Genomic DNA, 19,663 nt, shown 5'->3' with positions numbered 1-19,663 from the left:
AGCCACCTCGGTGCCGAGTGACGCGTCGGAGAAGAGGAGTTGTCCTGCCCGGCCGTGACTCAGGGCGGACGGGTCGGCCGTCGCTCTGCTCCGTGATGTGCGGGGTCCGCAGCTGGATGTCTTCCGGAGCGGTTGGAGACAGTGATCGGGAAAGCCCGCCATGCCGCATGGGAGGGACGGGAGTTCAGCGAGCGGGGCGGTGCTCGGTCATCCAGCGCGCCGCGAACAGTCCGGAGAGGGCCGTGAGGACGGCGGCTGCGATGACGGTGGCGTTCAGGCCGAGGGCGTCGGCCAGGATGCCGGCCACCAGGGCGCCCGCCGCGTAGCCGATGTCGCGCCAGAAGCGGTAGGTGCCGAGGGCGTTGGCTCGCCACGCGGGGTGGGCGTGGTCGGAGACGGAGGCGATCAGGGCCGGGTAGACCATGGCGGTGCCGATGCCGAGGAACACCGCGGAGAGGACCCCGGCGAGTAGCGGCCGGTCGATGAGGGCGAGGGCCAGGACGAAACCGAAGGACTGCACGAGCATGCCGTAGACGATCAGAGGTTTGCGGCCGATGCGGTCGGCGAGGTGGCCGGTGGGGATCTGGCCGATGCCCCACAGGATCGGGTAGAGCCCCTTGATCAGACCGACGGCCGCGAGGCCGAGGCCATGCTCGGTGAAGAGCAGGGGGAAGACGCCCCAGGTCAGACCGTCGTTGAGGTTGTTGACCAGGCCGGCCTGGCTGGCGCCGCGCAGGGAGCGGTGCTGCCAGGAGGTGCGGGCGAAGGTGGCCTTCAGACCGGTGTCCTCGTCGCCGGGCAACGGCTTGGTGTGCCGGGCGAGTTCGAGGGCGACGTGGGCCGCCGTATCGCGGACGACCAGAGAGAGGCCGAGTCCGGCGGCTACGAAGACGACGCCGATGAGTTCGGGGACCGGGCGCAGGCCGTACGCGGTGGCGAGGTAGCCGGTGAGCAGCGCCGTGACGCCGACCGCGGTGTAGCCGGCCGCTTCGTTGAGGCCGGTGGCCAGGCCCCGGCGGGCGGGACCGACGAGGTCGATCTTCATGTTGACGGTCATCGACCAGGTCAGGCCCTGGTTGAGGCCGAGCAGCACGTTCGCGGCGACGATCCAGCCCCACGAGGGAGCCCAGGCCAGGACGAAGGGCACCGGGATGCCGAGCAACCAGCCCGTCAGCAGAAGCCGCTTGCGGCGGAAGCGGGCCGTCAGCGCCCCGGCGGCGAGGTTGGTCATCGCCTTGGTCAGGCCGAAGGCGATGATGAACGAGAACACGGCCAGGTCGCTGGTCAGGCCGAACGTCTCGGAGCCGATGAGCGGGACCGTCGTACGCTCCAGACCGACCAGGCCGCCGACGCAGACGTTCACGATCACGAGCAGCGTGAACTGCAGCCAGTTCTCGCGCAGGCCCAGGCGGACCGGCCGCCCGGACGCGTCGGCGGAGCCGGCGGTCGTGGGAGTGGCGTTCACGAGCGGGTGTCCTCCGCCCCCTGGGTGAGCCGGCGGCCATGGGCGGCCGCGTAGTCGGCCGGTCCGCCCCGCAGGACCGCGATGTCGGTCTGCCCCGCGCGCTCCAGCAGGCTCGCGGCGGTCATGGCCCGCTCACCGTGACCGCACGCCACGACCGGCCCGGCGGGGGCGTCGGCGGCGTGCGCGGCGAGGTCGCCGAGCTCGATGTGCACGGCTCCGGGGACGTGCCCGTCGGCGAACTCCACTTCCTGCCGTACGTCGATGTACGGGCGGTTCCCGGTGTGGTCGGCGGCGACGAACTCGGTGGCGGCCTGCTCGTTGCCGTCGGCCAGCCAGGCGGGCATGCCGCCGGTGAGGTGTCCGGCGAGGCGCTCGTAACCGATCTTGTACGCCTGCCAGACGATCTCGCTCAGGTCCTGGTCGTCGTTGGTGACGAAGGCGAGCGGCGCGGTGTCGGGCAGCAGCCAGCCCAGCCAGGTGGCGAACTGGTCGCGCAGCGGTATGGAGAGTGAACCGGGGATGTGTCCGGCCGCGTAGTCGGCCGCCGGGCGCACGTCGACCACGTGACCGCCGGCGGCGAGCAGGGACTTGACCTGCCCGGCGTCGAGGGCGGGCAGCGGCGGGACGGAGGTGAGGACGGCGGGGCCGTGGCGGTTGGCCTCGGTGAGCCGGTCGAAGTAGTCCGGGTAGCTGCCCAGGCCGGCCAGGAGCCGGCGTACGAAGGTGTCCTCGTCCGGGGCTGCCAGCAGCGGGTTGGTGTGCTTCTGCTCGCCGATGGTGGAGGTGCGTTCGCTGCCGGGCGGTGCCGAGCAGAAGGAGCCGGCGCCATGGGTGGGCCATACGGAGGTGTGGTCCGGCAGCGCGGCCAGTCGCCGCAGCGAGCGGTACTGGGCGCGGGCCAGTTCGTCGGTGCGGTGGGCGCCGAGGAGGTCGGTGCGGGCGGCGGAGTTCACGATCATCGAGCCGCCGGTGAACACGCCGAGTTCGCGCTCGCCGTCCAGCAGGAGGAAGGACAGGTGCTCGTCGGTGTGGCCGGGGGTCGCGAGGGCCCGCAGGGTCAGGCCGCCGAGGTCCGTCTCGTCGCCGTCGGCCAGTGGTGTGTGGGGGAAGGCCCGGTTCCCCGCGGCGGAGGCCAGCACGTGCGCGCCGTCGTCGTGGGCGAGCTGGACGGCGCCGGAGAGGAAGTCGGCGTGCAGGTGCGTGTCCGCCGCGTACGCCACGGTCAGGCCGCGCCGCCCGGCGGCCTCCCGCAGAGTGCGCAGGTCACGGCTTGCGTCCACGGCCAGAGCACGGCCGTCGCCGAGGTCGACGAGGTACCCGCTGTTGCCCAGTCCTTCGTCGAGCAGCGGTATCAGGTGCTCGTCGGCGAAGCCCATCGAGTTCTCCAATGTTCGGATGCGGGAGGGCGTGTAGCCACGGCTCTCGTTTGCATCTACACTATTCCATGGATTTATGGAGGATGGCATGGCGGGAAACATCACGGCCGGCGCGAAGGCCGAGCTGTACGACGCGTTCGCGGCCAGCGGCAAGGCGCTGGCCAGCGGAAAGCGCCTGGAACTGCTCGATCTGCTCGCCCAGGGCGAGCGCACGGTCGACGCGCTGGCCAAGGCGGCGGGGCTGAACCTGACGACGGCCTCGGCACATCTGCAGACCCTCAAGCAGGCCGGGTTCGTCGCCACCCGGCGCGAAGGCGTACGCATCCACTACCGACTCGCCGGCGACGACGTGGCCCAGCTCTTCGCACTGCTCCGCAAGGTCGCCGAGCACCACCAGGCCGCCGTACCCGCCGCGCGGGACGGCTACCTCGGTGAGGACGGAGCCGCGGAGGTCACCCGCGAGGAGCTGCGCGCCCGCGTGGCGGCCGGGGACGTCGTGGTGCTGGACGTGCGGCCGGTGGAGGAGTACCTCGCCGGGCACATCCCCGGTGCGCGGTCCCTCCCGGTCGAGGAACTGGCGGACCGGATCGACGAGTTGCCCGAGGAGACGGAGATCGTCGTGTACTGCCGGGGCGAGTACTGCGTGCTCGCCTACGACGCCGTGCGGCTGCTGAACGATCTCGGCCGCCGGGCGATCCGCCTCAACGACGGCATGCTGGAGTGGCGCCTGGCCGACCTGCCCGTCGACGCCGGGGACCTGGCATGACCGGCGGCCGCGTGTCCGTGCATCCGGGACTGGCCGGCGGCCCGGTCTACCTCGACTACAACGCCACCACACCCGTCGACCCGCGGGTGGCCGAGGCGATGCTGCCGTACCTGACGGACTTCTTCGGCAACCCCTCCAGCAGCCACCCGTACAGCGCCGAGCCCCGGCATGCCCTGGCCGAGGCCCGCGCACAGGTCGCCTCCCTGATCGGTGCTCGAGCCGACGAGATCGTCTTCACCGCCTCCGGTTCCGAGGCCGACCTGCTCGCCGTACGCGGCGCCGCGCTGGCCTCCGGCCGGCCCCGTCCGCAGGTGATCACGCAGGTCACCGAGCATCCGGCCGTGCTGGAGACCTGTCGCGCGCTGGAGCGGCTGCATGGCGTGCGCGTGACGGTGCTGCCGGTCGACGGCGACGGGCTGGTCGACCCGGGCGGGCTGGCCGCCGCGCTCACCGAGGACACGGTGCTGGTGTCGGTGATGGCGGCCAACAACGAGACCGGCGCTCTGCAGCCGATCGCTGAGCTGTCCGAAGTCGCCCACCGGAACGGGGCGTTGTTCCACTGCGACGCCGCCCAGGCCGCCGGGAAGATCCCCCTGGACGTCGGCGACCTCGGGGTGGACCTGCTCACCGTGGTCGGACACAAGATGTACGCGCCCAAGACCACCGCCGCGCTGTATGTGCGCGACGGCCTGGCGCTGGAGCCGGTCGTCTACGGCGGCGGCCAGGAACGCGGCCTGCGGGCCGGAACGGAGAACGTCGCCCTGGCCGTCGCCCTCGGCACCGCCGCCGAGCTGGCCGCACAGGAACTCGCGGGCGGGGCACCTGTCCGCCTCGCCGCACTGCGCGACGACCTGCACCGGCGCCTGGCCGAGACCCTGCCGGACCGTGTCCGCCTCAACGGCCCCCGGCAGGGCCGTCTGCCGAACACGCTGAACGTCAGCATCGACGGCGCCCTGGGCCACGAACTCCTCGCCGCAGCCCCGCAGATCGCGGCCTCTACCGGCTCGGCCTGCCACAGCGGCACCCACTCTCCCTCACCGGTCCTGACGGCCATGGGCCTACCCCCGGAGCGTGCGCTGGGGGCGCTGCGGCTCTCGCTGGGCCGCTGGAGTACGCCCGCCGACATCGAGACGGCGGCAGACGCACTCATCAAGGCGGCCGCCGCGCTGTAACGGGCCACCGCAGTCCACCGCAGGACCGACTGACCAGCAGGAGAGGCATGACCGACACCCCCGCGCAGTCCCTGTCCACGCGCAGCGGGCACGCCGGCGAACACCGCGACCCGCAAGGGGCCATCCACACCCCGCTCTACACGCACTCCACGTTCGCCTTCGGCTCCACCGCCGACCTCCTCGACGTCGTCGAAGGCCGCAAGCCCGGCAACCTCTACACCCGCTACGGCCTCAACCCCACCATCCGCTCGCTGGAGGCCAAGCTCGCCGACCTCGAAGGCGGCGACCAGGCACTCGCCTTCTCCTCCGGCATGGCCTCCGAAGCCGCCACCTTCCTCGCCCACACCCGCACCGGCGAGCACATCGTCTACGGCGGCACCTTCGAACTCCTCGGCGACAACCTGCCCCAGGTCGGCATCACCACCACCTTCCTGCGCGCCGACGAAGTCGGCCGACTGTGCGAGGTCCTGACCGACCGCACCCGGATCGTGTTCTTCGAAACCAGAACCCGCTCCGCCACGGCGCGGACCTGGTCATCCACTCCGCCACCAAGTACCTCGGCGGTCACTCCGACCTGACCGCGGGCGCACTGATCGGCCCGGTCGAGCTGCTGGCCCCGGTGGCGGCGTGGCGCAGGAACCTCGGTCAGATGATCGCGCCGGAGACCGCGTCGCTGCCGGCCCGCTCCCTCCGCAGCCTGCCCGTGCGGGTACGCGCGCAGAACGAGACCGCCGCGGCCGTCGCCGCCTTTAGCTGGGGCCGGACACGGGCGGGATGCCCCGTACTCCGCTCAGCGCGGCTTCCCCGACCGAGCGATCGACCTCAGCGTCACCGGACTGCGGCAACTGCGCGAAGCCGCTCACACCCGGGAAGTCGCCGAGCGGGTGACCACCGCGGTGCCCGACGTGTGCGATCCGCACGCGTTGCCGGAGCCTCCATCGACGCGGTCTTCGCCCACATGCGAAGACGCGATGTCCGCCGCCCCAGCCGTCAGATCACCACGGGGGTCGGGCGTACCTCGCCCCGCGGCCGATGAGTGTGGGGGGTCCGCGGGGCGAGGGTTCTGGGCGCGGAGCGAGTGGCGAAGGCGCTCGTGCTGATCGCGCCGCTGCAGAGCGACAGGACGCCGATCGGCATGGCGCACGAACTCGCCGGTCGGCTGCGCGGCTGGGGCGGCCCGCAGTGAATCCGCTTCCTCGCCGCCTACGAGATCTCTGTGAGCGTCACCCAGCCTGTGCGTCGTCCGCGCTGTTCGGGGCCGGGAGCCCGGATGCACGCAGGCTCCCGGCGGACCTCACAGGCTTCCTCAGCAGCTGTAGTCGATCAGGTCGAACGACTCGTAGTGGTCGGCCGTGTAGTAGTCCTCCTGGTGCTCCTCACCGGTGACGATGCGGCGAGCTCCGCGCGTGGGCGAGCCAGGAGTGATGACGGTGTACTCGTGATAGTAGCCAGACGTCTGGCTCGGCAGGATGCCTTCCCGGTTCTGGAAGACGGTGCCGTCCTGCTCGTACGGGAAGGGACCGCCCTGCTCGATCAGTTCGAGCGTGTCGTACGCCTGCGAGGGCAGGTCGCCGTAGCAGATGCTGCCGACCGCGGCGGCCGCCGGGGTGGCGGTGACGGTGCCTCCGACGAGGAGGGCGGACAGGACGGCGGCTGCGGCGCCGATGCGGGTGATTCGTGGGGGGAATCTCATGACCTCATGATGACGCGCGTAGACAGTGGCATGTCAATGTCAACTCTGGACAATTTCCCGTCAAGTCCGATGAGTTTTCGCGGAGTTAACTTGCGATCGAGCGCCATCACGTCGCCCTCACATGCAGGCGGCCGCTGAGCCCGGGGGCCGCGGTTCGGCGCCGAGGAAGGTGCCACCGGTCGGGAGTCCGGTCCGCGCTCAGCCGGACTTCCGGCTCTCGGCGGCGGCGAACAATGCGAACGCCAGTACGAGCAGGGCGACGCTCGCGTAGATCTCGAAGCCGTCGAGGAAACCGATCCGCTGCACGAGACCCCAGTCCCAGTCGGTGAACTCGTGCAGCAGGCCCGCGACGCCCTGCACCAGGGCGATGAATCCAAGGATCTCCAGCAACTGCTTCATGCCATGACTCTCGCCCCGCGGACCCCCCACGCCAATCGGCCGCGGGGCGAGCCACGGCCAACGGAAGTGCAGGTTCCGGTCGGATCGCCGCGACCAAGGTCTCCGGCGCCGCGACTTTGGTCGTGGATCGCGTCTGCACAGGCGCACCGGGGACCGGCACTGCGTAGATTTGTCGACCGTGAGTCGTGACAAGCAGGAGACCGCACCGCAGGCGTTCACGGGGCGGCGCTGGCTGCTGCCCTCGGCCCTGGTGAAGGAGCTCGACCTCGCCCCCGAGCGCTCCGGGCGGCCCCGGCGCACCGCGCGCGACTGGGTGGTCGACTTCTGCTGCTTTCTGCTGGCCGTGATCATCGGCCTGCTGGCCGCGGACACGATGAAGAACGAGGACCTGCCCCAGGGCTACGCCGCCCTCGACCAGATCCTCGGGGCGCTTTCCTGCGCCGCGGTCTGGCTGCGGCGCCGCTGGCCGGTCGGTTTCGCCTTCGCGATGGTCCCGGTGGCCGCCGCGTCGAGCACCGCGGGCGGCGCGAGCCTGGTCGCCATGTTCACTCTCGCCGTACACCGGCCCTTCCGGTACGTCGCCTGGATGGCCGGGGCGTCCTTGGCACTGAACCCGCTCTACTTCTGGTTCCGTCCCGACCCCGATGTGCCGTACGGCTGGGCGCTCGTCCTGGCCGCGGTGCTGACCGTCGCGGTGGTCGGCTGGGGCATGTTCGTCCGCTCGAAACGCCAGCTCATGCTCAGCCTGCGGGACCGCGCCCGGCGCGCCGAGACCGAGGCGCGGCTGCGGGCCGAGCAGGCCCAGCGGCTGGCCCGTGAGGCCATCGCCCGGGAGATGCACGACGTCCTGGCCCACCGGTTGACGCTGCTCAGCGTGCACGCGGGCGCGCTGGAGTTCCGGCCCGACGCGCCCCGCGAGGAGATCCATCGGGCGGCGGGCGTGATCCGGGAGAGCGCCCACGAGGCCCTCCAGGACCTGCGGGAGATCATCGGCGTGCTGCGCGCGGGCGACACCGACGACTCCGGCCGCCCGCAGCCCACCCTCGCAGCCCTGGAAGCACTGGTCACCGAGTCCCGCGAGGCCGGCATGAAGGTCACCCTCGACCAGCGCGTCACCGACCCCGCCGCGGTCCCCGCCTCCGTGGGCCGCACCGCCTACCGCATCGCCCAGGAGGGCCTGACCAACGCCCGCAAGCACGCCCCCGGCACGGAGGTCACGGTGACGGTGACCGGAGCGCCCGGCGAGGGGCTGTCCGTATCGGTGCGCAACCCCGCACCCGAGGGCGAGGTGCCCGAAGTCCCCGGCTCCGGCCAGGGCCTGATCGGCCTGACGGAACGGGCGACGCTGACCGGCGGCCGGCTGGAGCACGGGCCGCTGGCGGACGGGGGGTTCGAGGTGCGCGGCCGGCTGCCGTGGGGGTGACGCCCGTCCTCGTCGTCCGCGTCCTGAACGCCCCGCAACCGTGATTACGTAAGCGACATGACTGCGATCAGAATCCTCCTCGTCGACGACGACCCGTTGGTCAGGGCAGGGCTGTCCTTCATGCTGGGCGGGGCCGACGACATCGAGATCGTCGGTGAGGCGGCCGACGGCGCCGACGTGGAGGCACTGGTCGACCGGGCCCGGCCGGACGTGGTGCTGATGGACATCCGGATGCCGTCGGTCGACGGTCTCACCGCCACGGAGCGGCTGCGCGGCCGCAAGGACGCCCCGCAGGTCGTGCTGCTGACCACCTTCCACGCCGACGACCAGGTGCTGCGCGCCCTGCGCGCCGGTGCCGCCGGGTTCGTGCTGAAGGACACCCCGCCCGCCGAGATCGTCGACGCGGTGCGCCGTGTCGCGGCCGGTGACCCGGTCCTGTCGCCCACCGTCACAAGGCAGTTGATGGACCACGCGGCCGGCACCGCCGCCGACACCCGCCGCACGCGCGCGCGTGAGCGGCTCACCGCCCTCAACGACCGCGAACGCGAGGTCGCCGTCGCGGTGGGCCGGGGCCTGTCCAACGCGGAGATCGCCGCCGAGCTGTTCATGAGCGTCGCCACCGTCAAGACCCACGTCTCCCGCGTCCTGGCCAAGCTCGACCTCAACAACCGTGTGCAGATCGCCCTGCTGACGTACGACGCGGGGCTGCTGGAGGAAGCGGAGGACGACGGGCACTAGTCCGGGCTCCCGGGCGTTGTCGGTGTGTCGAAGGGGGAGCCATGGAAGAAGTGATCGACCTGGGGGAGTTCGGCGCGGGGTTCCGCGAGAACCCGCATCCGGTGTACGCGCGATTGCGCGAACGGGGCCCGGTGCACCGCGTCCGGCTGCCCGACTGGCAGTCCGAGGTCTGGCTCGTCGTGGGGCACGAGGAGGCGCGCGCCGCGCTCGCCGACCAGCGGTTGGCCAAGGACGGCACCAAGATCGGCCTGAAGTCGGCCGAAGAGGAGCTGATCGGGAAGAACCTGCTGGCCAGCGATCCGCCCCAGCACACCCGGCTGCGCGGGCTCATCGCGCGCGCCTTCACGATGCGCCGCGTGGAGGAGCTGCGGCCCAGGATCCAGCGGATCACCGACGACCTGCTCGACGCCATGCTGCCGCGGGGCCGCGCCGACCTCGTGGAGTCCCTCGCCTACCCGCTGCCGCTCACCGTCATCTGCGAACTGCTCGGCGTGCCCGACATGGACCGCGCGGAGTTCCGCAAGATGTCGACGGAGGTGGTCGCACCCACCAGCCCGGGCAACGAGGTAGACGCCTTCACCCACCTCGGCGCGTATTTCACCGACCTGATCGAGGACAAGAGGTGCGCCGGGCCCGGCGGCGACCTGCTGAGCGACCTGATCCGCACCACGGCCGAGGACGGCGACCGGCTCTCCCCGGACGAACTGCGGGGCATGGCCTTCATACTGCTGATCGCCGGGCACGAGACGACCGTCAACCTCATCACCAGCGGTGTGCACGCCCTGCTCACCCACCCCGGCCAACTCGCCGCCCTGCGCGCCGACATGAGCCTCATCGACGGCGCGGTGGAGGAGATGCTGCGCCACGAGGGCCCGGTGGAGACGGCGACGTTCCGGTATGCCGCCGAGTCCCTGGAGATCGCCGGCACCTCCATCGAGAAGGGCGAGCCGGTGATGGTCGGCCTCACCGCGGCCAACCGGGACGCGAGCCGCTATGCCGCTCCCGACACCTTCGACATCCGCCGCGACACTCGCGGCCACGTCGCCTTCGGCCACGGCATCCACTTCTGCCTGGGCGCACCCCTGGCCCGTCTGGAGGCCCGCACGGCGATACGGTCCCTGCTGGAGCGCGCTCCCGGCCTGGCGCCGGACGGCCCGCCGGGGGAGTGGCTGCCGGGGGTGCTGGTCCGGGGGATGCGCAGTCTGCCGGTGCGCTGGTAGCGGGCCGGGGGCCCGGGGCCGCCGAGTCCGTTCCTCACGGGGCCGCAGTCGCGGCCCCGCCCGGAATCTCCGCGAGCGCGACCGGTCTGCGCTCGCGTCTGGACACTTCGCACGCCTCCGAGATCCGCAGCGCCTCCAAGGCCTCCCGACCGTCGCAGGGGTTGGCCCGCTCGCCGTGCAGGACCTCCACGAACGCGTTCAACTCCGCCTCGTACGCGGGCCCGAACCGCTCCAGGAACCCCGACCACGGCTTGTCGGCCGCGGGCGGCCCGGTCGGCTCGGTGGAAGCGATCGGCGTACGGTCGTCCAGGCCCACCACGATCTGGTCCAGCTCCCCGGCCAGCTCCAGGCGCACGTCGTAGCCGGCGCCGTTCAGCCTTGTCGCCGTGGCCGTGGCCAGCGTGCCGTCGTCCAGCGTGAGCAGCACCGCCGCCGTGTCCACGTCGCCCGCCTCGCGGAACATGGCGGGCCCGGCGTCCGATCCGGCCGCGTACACGTCGACGACCTCGTGCCCGGTCACCCAGCGCACCATGTCGAAGTCGTGAATCAGCGTGTCCCGGTACAGCCCGCCGGACAGCGGCAACCAGGCGGCCTTCGGCGGCTCCTGGTCACTGGTCAGCGCCCGCATGGTGTGCAACCGCCCGAGCCGCCCGGAGCGCACCGCCTCACGCGCGCCCACGTAGCCCGCGTCGAAGCGCCGCTGGAAGCCCATCTGGAGGATCGTCCCGGCCGTCTCGACCTCCCCGATGGCCTGCAACGTGCCCGGCAGATCGAGCGCTATGGGCTTCTCGCAGAACACCGGAAGCCCCGAGCGTGCTGCCCGACCGATCAGTTCGGCGTGGGCGGACGTCGCCGTGGTGATCACCACCGCGTCCACGCCCCACCGGAAGATCTCGTCCACCCCGGGCGCCGCCGTCTCGCCCAGCCGGTGAGCCAGCTCCTGGGCCCGCGTCGCGTCCGCGTCCGTGAGGATCAGGGAACCGACGTCGCGGTGGCGACTGAGCGTGTTCGCGTGAATGGTGCCGATGCGGCCCGTACCGATGACCCCGATGCGCATGGAAACAAACTGCGGGTTCAGTGCGTAGGCTGTCAATGCAAATGTCCGGACAATCAAACTACACGACTTCCCGTCAACAACGCGTAGAGCTACAGTCGGGCCGTGCCGAAACCTGAAGTGGACCCAACCGTGGAACTCGAGCTCAGCGTGGACCGGAGCAGTCCGGTGCCCTTGTACTTCCAGCTGTCCCAACAGCTCGAGGCCGCGATCGAGCACGGAGCGCTCACCCCCGGCAGCCTGCTGGGCAACGAGATCGAACTCGCCGCACGCCTCGGCCTGTCCCGGCCGACCGTCCGCCAGGCCATCCAGTCGCTGGTCGACAAGGGCCTGCTGGTGCGCCGCCGGGGCGTCGGGACCCAGGTCGTGCACAGCCAGGTCAAACGCCCGCTGGAACTCAGCAGCCTCTACGACGACCTCGAATCGGCCGGTCAGCGCCCGGCGACCAAGGTGCTCGTCAACACCGTCGTCCCGGCGTCCGCCGAGGTCGCGGCAGCACTCGGGGTCGCCGAGGACAGCGACGTGCACCGCATCGAGCGGCTGCGCCTCGCGCACGGCGAGCCGATGGCGTACCTGTGCAACTTCCTGCCGCCCGGCTTGATCGACCTGGACACCCCGCAACTGGAGGCCACCGGCCTCTACCGTCTGATGCGCGCCGCCGGCATCACCCTGCACAGCGCCCGCCAGACCATCGGCGCCCGCGCCGCCACCGCCGCCGAGGCCGAGCGCCTCGCCGAGGAGGAGGGCGCCCCGCTGCTGACCATGCAGCGCGTGACGTTCGACGACACGGGCCGGGCGGTGGAGTACGGCACGCACACGTATCGGCCGACGCGGTACTCGTTCGAGTTCCAGCTGCTGGTACGGTCGTGAACTGACCGACCGGTACGTTGCAATGTCAGGACAATGGAACGCCCGCCGTGGACGGCGTATGACGTGAACCACCCCGTCGTTTCCCGGTACGGCACCGGTCCCGGCCGTGAGGCAGAATCGGCCCTGATGAGCACCTACCGCGACTTCACCGCTCCCATCGGCTCCAGGCGAGCCCCCGTGCTGCGAACGGTCGGGCCCCGAGAGCGCCGCTCACACCTGTCGGCGCCCCGGGTGCCGACCGTGGGCATCGACATCGGCGGCACCAAGGTGATGGCGGGCGTCGTCGACGCCGACGGCATCATCCTGGAGAAGGTCCGCACGGAGACCCCGGACAAGTCCAAGAGCCCGAAGGTCGTCGAGGACACCATCGTCGAGCTCGTCCTGGACCTGTCCGACCGTCACGACGTGCACGCCGTCGGCATCGGCGCGGCCGGCTGGGTCGACGCCGACCGCAACCGCGTGCTGTTCGCGCCCCACCTGTCCTGGCGCAACGAGCCCCTGCGCGACCGACTGGCCGGCCGGCTCGCCGTGCCCGTCCTGGTCGACAACGACGCCAACGCCGCCGCCTGGGCCGAGTGGCGCTTCGGCGCCGGCCGGGGCGAGGACCACCTCGTCATGATCACGCTGGGCACCGGAATCGGCGGCGCGATCCTGGAGGACGGACAGGTCAAGCGCGGCAAGTACGGCGTCGCGGGCGAGTTCGGGCACATGCAGGTGGTCCCCGGCGGCCACCGCTGCCCGTGCGGCAACCGCGGCTGCTGGGAGCAGTACAGCTCCGGCAACGCGCTGGTCAGGGAGGCCAAGGAGCTGGCCGCCGCCGACTCGCCGGTGGCATACGGGATCATCGAGCACGTCAAGGGCCAGATCGGCGACATCACCGGCCCGATGATCACCGAGCTGGCCCGCGACGGCGACGCGATGTGCATCGAGCTGCTCCAGGACATCGGCCAGTGGCTCGGCGTCGGCATCGCCAACCTCGCGGCCGCCCTGGACCCGTCCTGCTTCGTGATCGGCGGCGGGGTGTCGGCCGCCGACGACCTGCTGATCGGCCCCGCGCGGGACGCCTTCAAGCGCCATCTCACCGGCCGCGGCTACCGCCCCGAGGCCCGCATCACCCGCGCCCAGCTCGGCCCCGAGGCCGGCATGGTGGGCGCCGCCGACCTCGCCCGCCTGGTCGCCCGCCGCTTCCGGCGCGCCAACCGGCGCCGGGTCGAGCGCTACGAGCGCTACGCGCGGTTCGCCGAGGCCCGCCGGACGTCGTCGCAGGGGCCGGCGTGACCGTGTCCGTACCCCGCCAGGCCGAGTCCCCCGACGAGCATTCCCAGCCGCCCGAGGACCGCCGCCACATGATCCGCCGCAGGGCGCTCACCCTGCTCATCATCCTGCTGCTCATCGGCGTCCCGGCCGGCTACCTGGTGATCTCCGCCAACCAGAGCCGCGACAGCGGCAGGGACAAGGAGGCGAAGTACGCGGCGACCGGCCTCACCCCGCACTGGCCGTCGAGGGTTCAGCGCCGCGTCTACCAGGTGAGGATCCCGGTCCCGTCGTACAACGTCGGGTACTACGAGACGAACAACTGGCGGACCAGCCGTCTCTACGTCCAGTTCCAGACCACCGACGAGAACCTGGACGCCTACCTGAAGACCATGGGCCTCGGGCGGGGCGACCTGAAGCCGGACGAGATCGCCATCGGCGCCCGCGACCAGAAGGTCACCGGCTGGGACTTCAAGGGCCCCGGCCCATGGTTCGGCATCGTCCACGAGCAGAAGAACCCGGCCCCCACCCACGACATCGTCGTGAGCATGGCGGACCCGGAGAACCCGTTCGTGTACGTCGTCTCCCGCACGGTGCCTTGATCACCCCCTGAGGGACCCGGCCCGCACCGGACGTCGGAGCCGATTGTCAGACCCCGCCCGTAGAGTCGAAGACGGTTGATCCGACTCATGGGCGGGAGGTGACAGGACGTATGAGCGACAGGACCGCGACGGCCGAGCGCGCGGGGCGGGCCGTCCCCGTCCGGCTCGCGGCCGTCTTCCTGCCCGCGCCCCTCCCGCGCGAGGGCCGGATCGCCTTCTGGGACCCGGAGGGCGGCCCGCTGCCCGCCGAGGACACGGAGCTCACCGTCGTACGACGGCATGGCGCCGGCGTCCGCCGCAGGACCACCCCCGCGCTGTCCCTGCCGCTCGGCGAGGCACTGCCGCTGCTCGTGCGGGCCCGCCGCGACCCGGCCGCCCACCCCGCCACCGCCTGCTGGGGCGCCGCCGCGCTGCACGCCCTGCGACTCACCGCGCGCGGCCGGCTGCTGCCCGGCCTCACCCCGGCCGGCCATGACGCCTGGCGGGCCGGCCCGCTCGACCCGGACGACATCGCGCACCTGCGCGCCGTCGCCGCGGCCCTGCCCCACGAGGGCCACGCCGTCCCCCTGCCCGGCCCGGGCCCGCTGCGGCTGCCCGAGCCGCAGGCGCTGATGCGCGCCTTCCTGGACGCGGTCGCCGACACCCTGCCCCGCACCCCCGCCGCACCGCACGTCTCGGGCAGGCCCTTCGCCGCCCGCGAGGCCCAGCGCCTGCCCGACGCGCACGACTGGGCGGCCGAGGTCGCCGCCGGCATGGACGCGGGCGTGCGGATCTCGCTGCGCCTGGACCTGTCGGGGTACGACCTCTTCGACGACCGCGACGCGGGCGCGCGCAGCGCGGGCGCGGCCATCGTCCAGGTGCACAGCCTCGCCGACCCCACCCTGGTGGCCGACGCGGCCGCCCTGTGGTCGGGCGAGGCGGACGCGGCCTTCGGGCCACGCGCGCGGGTGGACGCGGCGCTGGCGGTGCGGCGCGCGGCCCGGGTGTGGGCGCCGCTCGACCGGCTGTCCGAGCAGGACGTGCCCGATGTACTGGCCCTGTCCGACGAGGAGTTGGGCGACCTGCTGGGCGTGGCCGCGACCCGGCTCGCGGCGGCCGGGGTGGCGGTGCACTGGCCCCGGGACCTGGCCCACGACCTCAGCGCGGCGGCGGTGGTACGGCCCGCGCCGGGCTCGGCGACCGACGGCACCGGCTTCTTCGAGAGCGAGGAACTGCTCCAGTTCCGCTGGCAGTTGGCGATCGGCGGCGACCCGCTGACCGAGGCCGAGATGGACGCGCTCGCCGAGGCGCACCGCCCGGTCGTGCGGCTGCGGGACCGCTGGGTGCTGGTCGATCCGGCGCTGGTCCGCAAGGCCCGCAAGCGCGAACTGGGCCTGCTCGACCCGGTCGACGCGCTGTCCGCCGCCCTCACCGGCAGCGCGGAGGTCGACGGCGAGACGGTCGAGGCGGTACCGGTCGGCGCGCTGGCCGCCCTGCGCGACCGGCTGACGGCGGGCGTCCGGCCGGCCGAGGCGCCGCCGGGACTGCGGGCGACGCTGCGGGACTACCAACTCCGGGGCCTGGCCTGGCTGGACCTCATGACGTCCCTGGGCCTCGGCGGCTGCCTGGCCGACGACATGGGCCTCGGCAAGACGATCACGGTGATCGCCCTGCACCTCAAGCGCGCCCGGACGGCCCCGACCCTGGTGGTCTGCCCGGCGTCCCTGCTCGGCAACTGGCAGCGGGAGATCACCCGTTTCGCCCCCGGCGTCCCCGTCCGCCGCTTCCACGGCCCGGACCGCACCCTGGAGGACGCCGACGCCGGCTTCGTCCTCACGACCTACGGCACCATGCGGTCGGCGGCACCGGCGCTGGCCCAGCACACCTGGGGCATGGTCGTCGCCGACGAGGCCCAGCACGTCAAGAACCCGCACTCGGCGACGGCGAAGGCGCTGCGCACCATCCCGACGCCCGCGCGCGTGGCGTTGACCGGCACACCGGTCGAGAACAACCTCTCCGAGCTGTGGGCCCTGCTCGACTGGACGACGCCGGGCCTGCTCGGCCCTCTGAAGTCCTTCCGCGCCCGGCACGCCCGCGCGGTGGAGAACGGCGAGGACGACGAGGCGGTGGACCGGCTCGCTCGCCTCGTGCGGCCCTTCCTCCTGCGGCGCAGGAAGTCCGACCCCGGGATCGTCCCCGAACTGCCGCCCAAGACGGAGACCGACCACCCCGTCCCGCTCACCCGTGAACAGGCGGCGCTCTACGAGGCGGTGGTGCGGGAGTCGATGTACGCCATCGAGACGGCGGAGGGCATGGCGCGCAGGGGCCTGGTGCTGAAGCTCCTGACGTCCCTCAAGCAGATCTGCAACCACCCGGCGCTGTACCTGAAGGAGGAGACAGCGGCGACAGCCGAGCGAATCGCCGCCCGCTCCGGCAAGTTGACGCTGCTGGACGAACTGCTCGACACCCTGCTGGCCGAGGACGGCTCGGCACTGGTCTTCACGCAGTACGTCGGGATGGCCCGCCTGATCGCCTCCCACCTCGCGGCCCGGGCGGTCCCCGTGGACCTGCTCCACGGCGGCACACCGGTCCCGGACCGCGAACGCATGGTGGACCGCTTCCAGAGCGGCCGGACCCCGGTCCTGGTCCTCTCCCTCAAGGCGGCGGGCACCGGCCTGAACCTCACCCGCGCGGGCCATGTCGTCCACTTCGACCGCTGGTGGAACCCGGCCGTCGAGGAACAGGCCACCGATCGTGCCTACCGCATCGGCCAGACCCAGCCCGTCCAGGTCCACCGCCTCATCACCGAGGGCACGGTCGAGGACCGCATCGCGGAGATGCTCGAGTCCAAGCGGGCCCTGGCCGACGCGATCCTCGGCTCCGGCGAGTCGGCCCTCACGGAACTGACGGACCGTGAGCTGACGGATCTGGTGTCGCTGAGGAGGGAGTCGTGATGGGGGTGGAGGGGCGGGAGCCCGGTGGGCGTGAGGTAGCGGCGCCCGCCATGCCGACCGCGGACGGGCCGGGCCGACCGGATGAGCTCGAATCCCGACCGGCTGACGCCGCACGCCGGGCACTGCGCGCCGCTCGGGAGCGGCGGGAGGGGACGCCGGGGAGGGACGGCGGTCGTGGTTCGGTGCCCGGAGGGCCGGGGGATCGGGGGTCGGAGTCTCCGGGGTCGGAGTCTCCGGGGTCGGCGGAGCGGGGTTCGGGGGCGCCGGCAGCGTCGGAGGAGCGTGGCTCGGTGTCGCCGTCGGCCGAGGGGCGGACTTCAGAGCCGGCTGTCTCGGCGGGGCGGGCTTCGGCGCGGGGGGCGGCTGCCGGCGCCGAGTTGGCGGGTGCCGCGGACGAGCCGCGCCGCTCCGAGGCTCGGCCGGGTGACGCGGCCCGTGCGGCACTGCGGCGTGCCATGGCCGTGCGGCGGGGTGCGGGCGAGGGCGGCGCGGGGGAGGCGGAGGGCTCGGCGGGCTCCGACGGCTCTCCGGGTGAGCCGGTGCCGGGCGGGCGGCCCGGTGACTCGGGCGGCGACGGGGCGGTGGCGGCGGAGGGGAGGTCGGCATCGGAGGAGAGGTCGGCATTGGAGGGGGCTTCTGGCGAGAAGCCTCAGCCGCAGGCTGCTTCTGCTGGTGAGAGGCGTGTGTCGGAGGAGGATCCGGCCGAGGGGACGGCTGGGGCGGAGGCTGCTTCGGCCGGAGTACGGCGTGCGGCGCCCGAACCCGAACCCGAACCCTCCACCCCCGCGCGGCGCGCGGCGGACGGTGCCCGTGAGGCGCTGCGCGCTGCCCGGGCGGAGCGGGAGAGGCAGCGAGCCGAGTCGGACGAGGCCGAGCGGAGGGCGTCGGGCGCTCGACGGTCGCGCCGACCCGCATCGACCGGTTCCAGGGGCCGACCGGACCCGGGAGCCGACAGCCTCCGCAGCCGTGACGTACGGAGCCTGCTCGCCGACGCCTTCCAGATGCCTCCCCTGGACGAGCCCCAGGAAGATGACACGGCGGCCGCACGGCACGGCGGCCACGAGCCGACGACCCGCCCCACCTCGCCCTCGCGTCCGGCAGGGCCGTCCGAAGCGCGGTCGGCAGGCTCACACAGCGATTCCTCCGCCATGCCCACCGATCCCGTCCCCCCTGCCCCCGACACGCCCCAGATCCCCCACTCCATGGCCGCCCCAGGCCGAGACGGTGAACTCCGCCGCACCTTCCCCGCCTTCGCGCCCCGCGCGTCGTCCGACGAGTCCCGTTTCGCCGAGAGTTGGTGGGGCAACGCCTGGGTCCGTGCCCTGGAGGAGGGTGCCCTCGATGCCAAGCGGCTTGCCCGCGGACGCGGTTACGCGCAGGAGGGTCACGTCGATGCCATCACCGTGACGCCGGGGCTCGTGCTGGCGTATGTGCGGGGGAGCCGGCCGCGGCCGTACCGCGTGCAGGTGCGGCTGCGGACGCTGGACGACGCCGACTGGGCGCGGTTCCTGGACGCGGTCGCCGAGCGGCCGGGGCACATCGCGGCGCTGCTGGACAAGGAGATGCCGCGGACTCTCGCCGACTGCGGGGTGCCGTTGCTGCCGGGACCGGGCGAACTGGACCCCCGTTGCAGTTGCCCCGACCGCGGCCACCCCTGCAAACACGCCGCCGCCCTCTGCTACCAGACCGCACGCCTGCTGGACGCCGACCCCTTCGTACTGCTCCTGCTGCGCGGGCGCGGTGAACGCCAGTTGCTCGACGCCCTGTCCCGGCTGAGCGCCGCCCGCGCGGCCCGCGCCGCTCAGGAACAGGAACCGGCGCCCCTCGCGGGCGTACGCGCGACCGAGGCGTTGGATCCGCAGCGTCGACTGCCGCCGCTCCCCGCCCCGTTGCCCACGCCCCCGCACCCCGAGCAACCGCCCGTATACCCGGCGTCCCCGGGCGGCCCCGACCCCTTCGCACTGGACCAGTTGGCCACCGACGCAGCCGCGCGCGCCCACGCCCTCCTCGGCACCGGACGCGACCCGGTCGGCGAACTGACCCTGTGGCAGGACGCGGTCCGGCTCGCCGCCGCCCGGCCCGGGTCCGGCCTCACCGCCGCCACCCGCGCCCTGTACGCCTCCCTCGCCTCGGCCGCCGACCGCACTCCGGCGGATCTGGCCCGCGCGGTCGCCGCCTGGCGTCAGGGCGGCCTCGAAGGGCTCGCCGTACTCGAGGAACCCTGGGACCCGCCGGCCGGCCGGTTCGACCGTGCCCGGCCCCTGCTCCTGGCCGCCGACCTCCCCGCCTTCCGGCCGTGGCGCAACCACCTCACCCACCCCCGCGGCCATGTCCAGCTCCGCTTCGGCCGCGACGGCCTCTGGTACCCCTACGAATCGGAACCGGGCCAGGACGACTGGTGGCCACGCGGCACCCCCGACCTCGACCCCGTAGGCGCCCTCACCGGCCTCGACTCGGTCGGAGCCGCGCCGGAGGCCTGACCTGGCGCGACAGCCCTGCCCGAGCACGGCGCCGGCCGCCGCACGCGCCCCATGAACACCGCCACTGCCGCGATGTCGCCCGGCGACACACCACACCCGACCGGCCGGGCGCGGATGGAGGAATCCGGCGCCGACGCTGTGGGCGGAGATCGAGGACGTGGACCTCCCCGGGCCGACAGGTGCCCATGCGGGAGCCGGTGAGCGCGGGCACGGTGGAC

The 19,663-nt window shown here is 72.9% G+C and carries 16 protein-coding genes and 1 pseudogene; 11 read left to right on the top strand and 6 right to left on the bottom strand.

Translation table 11 applies throughout. The annotated features are described in order from the left end of the window. Positions 1-184: 184 nt before the first annotated feature. Both IM697_RS31445 and IM697_RS31440 read right to left on the bottom strand, forming a co-directional pair. Complete coding sequence (locus tag IM697_RS31445; RefSeq protein ID WP_194039467.1) at positions 185-1,465, bottom strand: MFS transporter; 1,281 nt, start codon at positions 1,463-1,465, stop codon at positions 185-187. Next, positions 1,462-2,841: a rhodanese-like domain-containing protein gene (locus IM697_RS31440; protein ID WP_194039466.1), complete on the bottom strand. Its 1,380-nt coding sequence runs from the start codon at positions 2,839-2,841 to the stop codon at positions 1,462-1,464. The genes IM697_RS31445 and IM697_RS31440 overlap by 4 nt, the downstream gene beginning before the upstream one ends. Positions 2,842-2,929: 88 nt before the next feature. Here IM697_RS31440 and IM697_RS31435 point away from each other — a divergent pair, with 88 nt between their 5' ends. The 3 genes and pseudogenes from IM697_RS31435 to IM697_RS31425 form a co-directional block, all read left to right on the top strand. Then, positions 2,930-3,607 (top strand): ArsR/SmtB family transcription factor, encoded by a 678-nt coding sequence (locus IM697_RS31435; RefSeq protein WP_194039465.1) that lies wholly within the window; start codon positions 2,930-2,932, stop codon positions 3,605-3,607. After that, positions 3,604-4,779, top strand: a complete 1,176-nt coding sequence (locus IM697_RS31430; RefSeq protein WP_194039464.1) for a cysteine desulfurase family protein — start codon at positions 3,604-3,606, stop codon at positions 4,777-4,779. The genes IM697_RS31435 and IM697_RS31430 overlap by 4 nt, the downstream gene beginning before the upstream one ends. Before the next feature lie 47 nt (positions 4,780-4,826). After that, positions 4,827-5,470 (top strand): annotated as a pseudogene (locus tag IM697_RS31425) (PLP-dependent transferase); the annotation flags it as partial. Between the two features lie 58 nt (positions 5,471-5,528). On the opposite strand, the gene IM697_RS31420 reads toward IM697_RS31425, so the two are convergent. The 3 genes from IM697_RS31420 to IM697_RS31410 form a co-directional block, all read right to left on the bottom strand. Then, entirely contained in the window at positions 5,529-5,699 is a 171-nt protein-coding gene (locus tag IM697_RS31420; protein ID WP_194050152.1) for a hypothetical protein, read from the bottom strand. 386 nt (positions 5,700-6,085) lie between these two features. Continuing rightward, positions 6,086-6,472, bottom strand: a complete 387-nt coding sequence (locus IM697_RS31415) for a guanyl-specific ribonuclease (RefSeq protein WP_194039463.1) — start codon at positions 6,470-6,472, stop codon at positions 6,086-6,088. Between the two features lie 198 nt (positions 6,473-6,670). Beyond that, positions 6,671-6,871: a hypothetical protein gene (locus IM697_RS31410; protein ID WP_194039462.1), complete on the bottom strand. Its 201-nt coding sequence runs from the start codon at positions 6,869-6,871 to the stop codon at positions 6,671-6,673. A gap of 178 nt (positions 6,872-7,049) precedes the next feature. On the opposite strand from IM697_RS31410, the gene IM697_RS31405 reads away from it, so the two are divergent. From IM697_RS31405 to IM697_RS31395, 3 genes are read left to right on the top strand one after another with little or no spacing between them, the layout of a single operon-like run. After that, on the top strand, positions 7,050-8,294 hold the full coding sequence (locus IM697_RS31405) for a sensor histidine kinase (protein ID WP_194039461.1): 1,245 nt from the start codon (positions 7,050-7,052) through the stop codon (positions 8,292-8,294). Between the two features lie 57 nt (positions 8,295-8,351). After that, complete coding sequence (locus IM697_RS31400; RefSeq protein WP_194039460.1) at positions 8,352-9,032, top strand: response regulator transcription factor; 681 nt, start codon at positions 8,352-8,354, stop codon at positions 9,030-9,032. A 41-nt stretch (positions 9,033-9,073) separates the two neighbouring features. Then, the gene (locus IM697_RS31395; protein ID WP_194039459.1) at positions 9,074-10,252 is read left to right on the top strand and encodes a cytochrome P450 family protein; all 1,179 of its coding nucleotides are present in this window, start codon (positions 9,074-9,076) and stop codon (positions 10,250-10,252) included. Between the two features lie 34 nt (positions 10,253-10,286). Here IM697_RS31395 and IM697_RS31390 read toward each other — a convergent pair whose 3' ends face one another. Next, on the bottom strand, positions 10,287-11,309 hold the full coding sequence (locus tag IM697_RS31390) for a Gfo/Idh/MocA family protein (RefSeq protein WP_194039458.1): 1,023 nt from the start codon (positions 11,307-11,309) through the stop codon (positions 10,287-10,289). 129 nt (positions 11,310-11,438) lie between these two features. On the opposite strand from IM697_RS31390, the gene IM697_RS31385 reads away from it, so the two are divergent. The 5 genes from IM697_RS31385 (at position 11,439) to IM697_RS31365 (ending at position 19,445) form a co-directional block, all read left to right on the top strand. Next, positions 11,439-12,176, top strand: a complete 738-nt coding sequence (locus IM697_RS31385; protein ID WP_194039457.1) for a GntR family transcriptional regulator — start codon at positions 11,439-11,441, stop codon at positions 12,174-12,176. 126 nt (positions 12,177-12,302) lie between these two features. After that, entirely contained in the window at positions 12,303-13,454 is a 1,152-nt protein-coding gene (locus tag IM697_RS31380) for an ROK family glucokinase (RefSeq protein ID WP_194039456.1), read from the top strand. Next, on the top strand, positions 13,451-14,032 hold the full coding sequence (locus IM697_RS31375; RefSeq protein ID WP_194039455.1) for a sugar kinase: 582 nt from the start codon (positions 13,451-13,453) through the stop codon (positions 14,030-14,032). The genes IM697_RS31380 and IM697_RS31375 overlap by 4 nt, the downstream gene beginning before the upstream one ends. 110 nt (positions 14,033-14,142) lie before the next feature. Continuing rightward, positions 14,143-16,965 (top strand): DEAD/DEAH box helicase, encoded by a 2,823-nt coding sequence (locus IM697_RS31370; protein WP_194039454.1) that lies wholly within the window; start codon positions 14,143-14,145, stop codon positions 16,963-16,965. A 455-nt stretch (positions 16,966-17,420) separates the two neighbouring features. Further along, complete coding sequence (locus IM697_RS31365) at positions 17,421-19,445, top strand: SWIM zinc finger family protein (protein WP_228045044.1); 2,025 nt, start codon at positions 17,421-17,423, stop codon at positions 19,443-19,445. Positions 19,446-19,663: the final 218 nt, after the last annotated feature.

The organism is Streptomyces ferrugineus (assembly GCF_015160855.1).
GTDB lineage: Bacteria > Actinomycetota > Actinomycetes > Streptomycetales > Streptomycetaceae > Streptomyces > Streptomyces ferrugineus.
The sequence above is the reverse complement of the archived record's forward strand: the minus strand, read 5'-3'. Positions and strand labels throughout refer to the sequence as shown.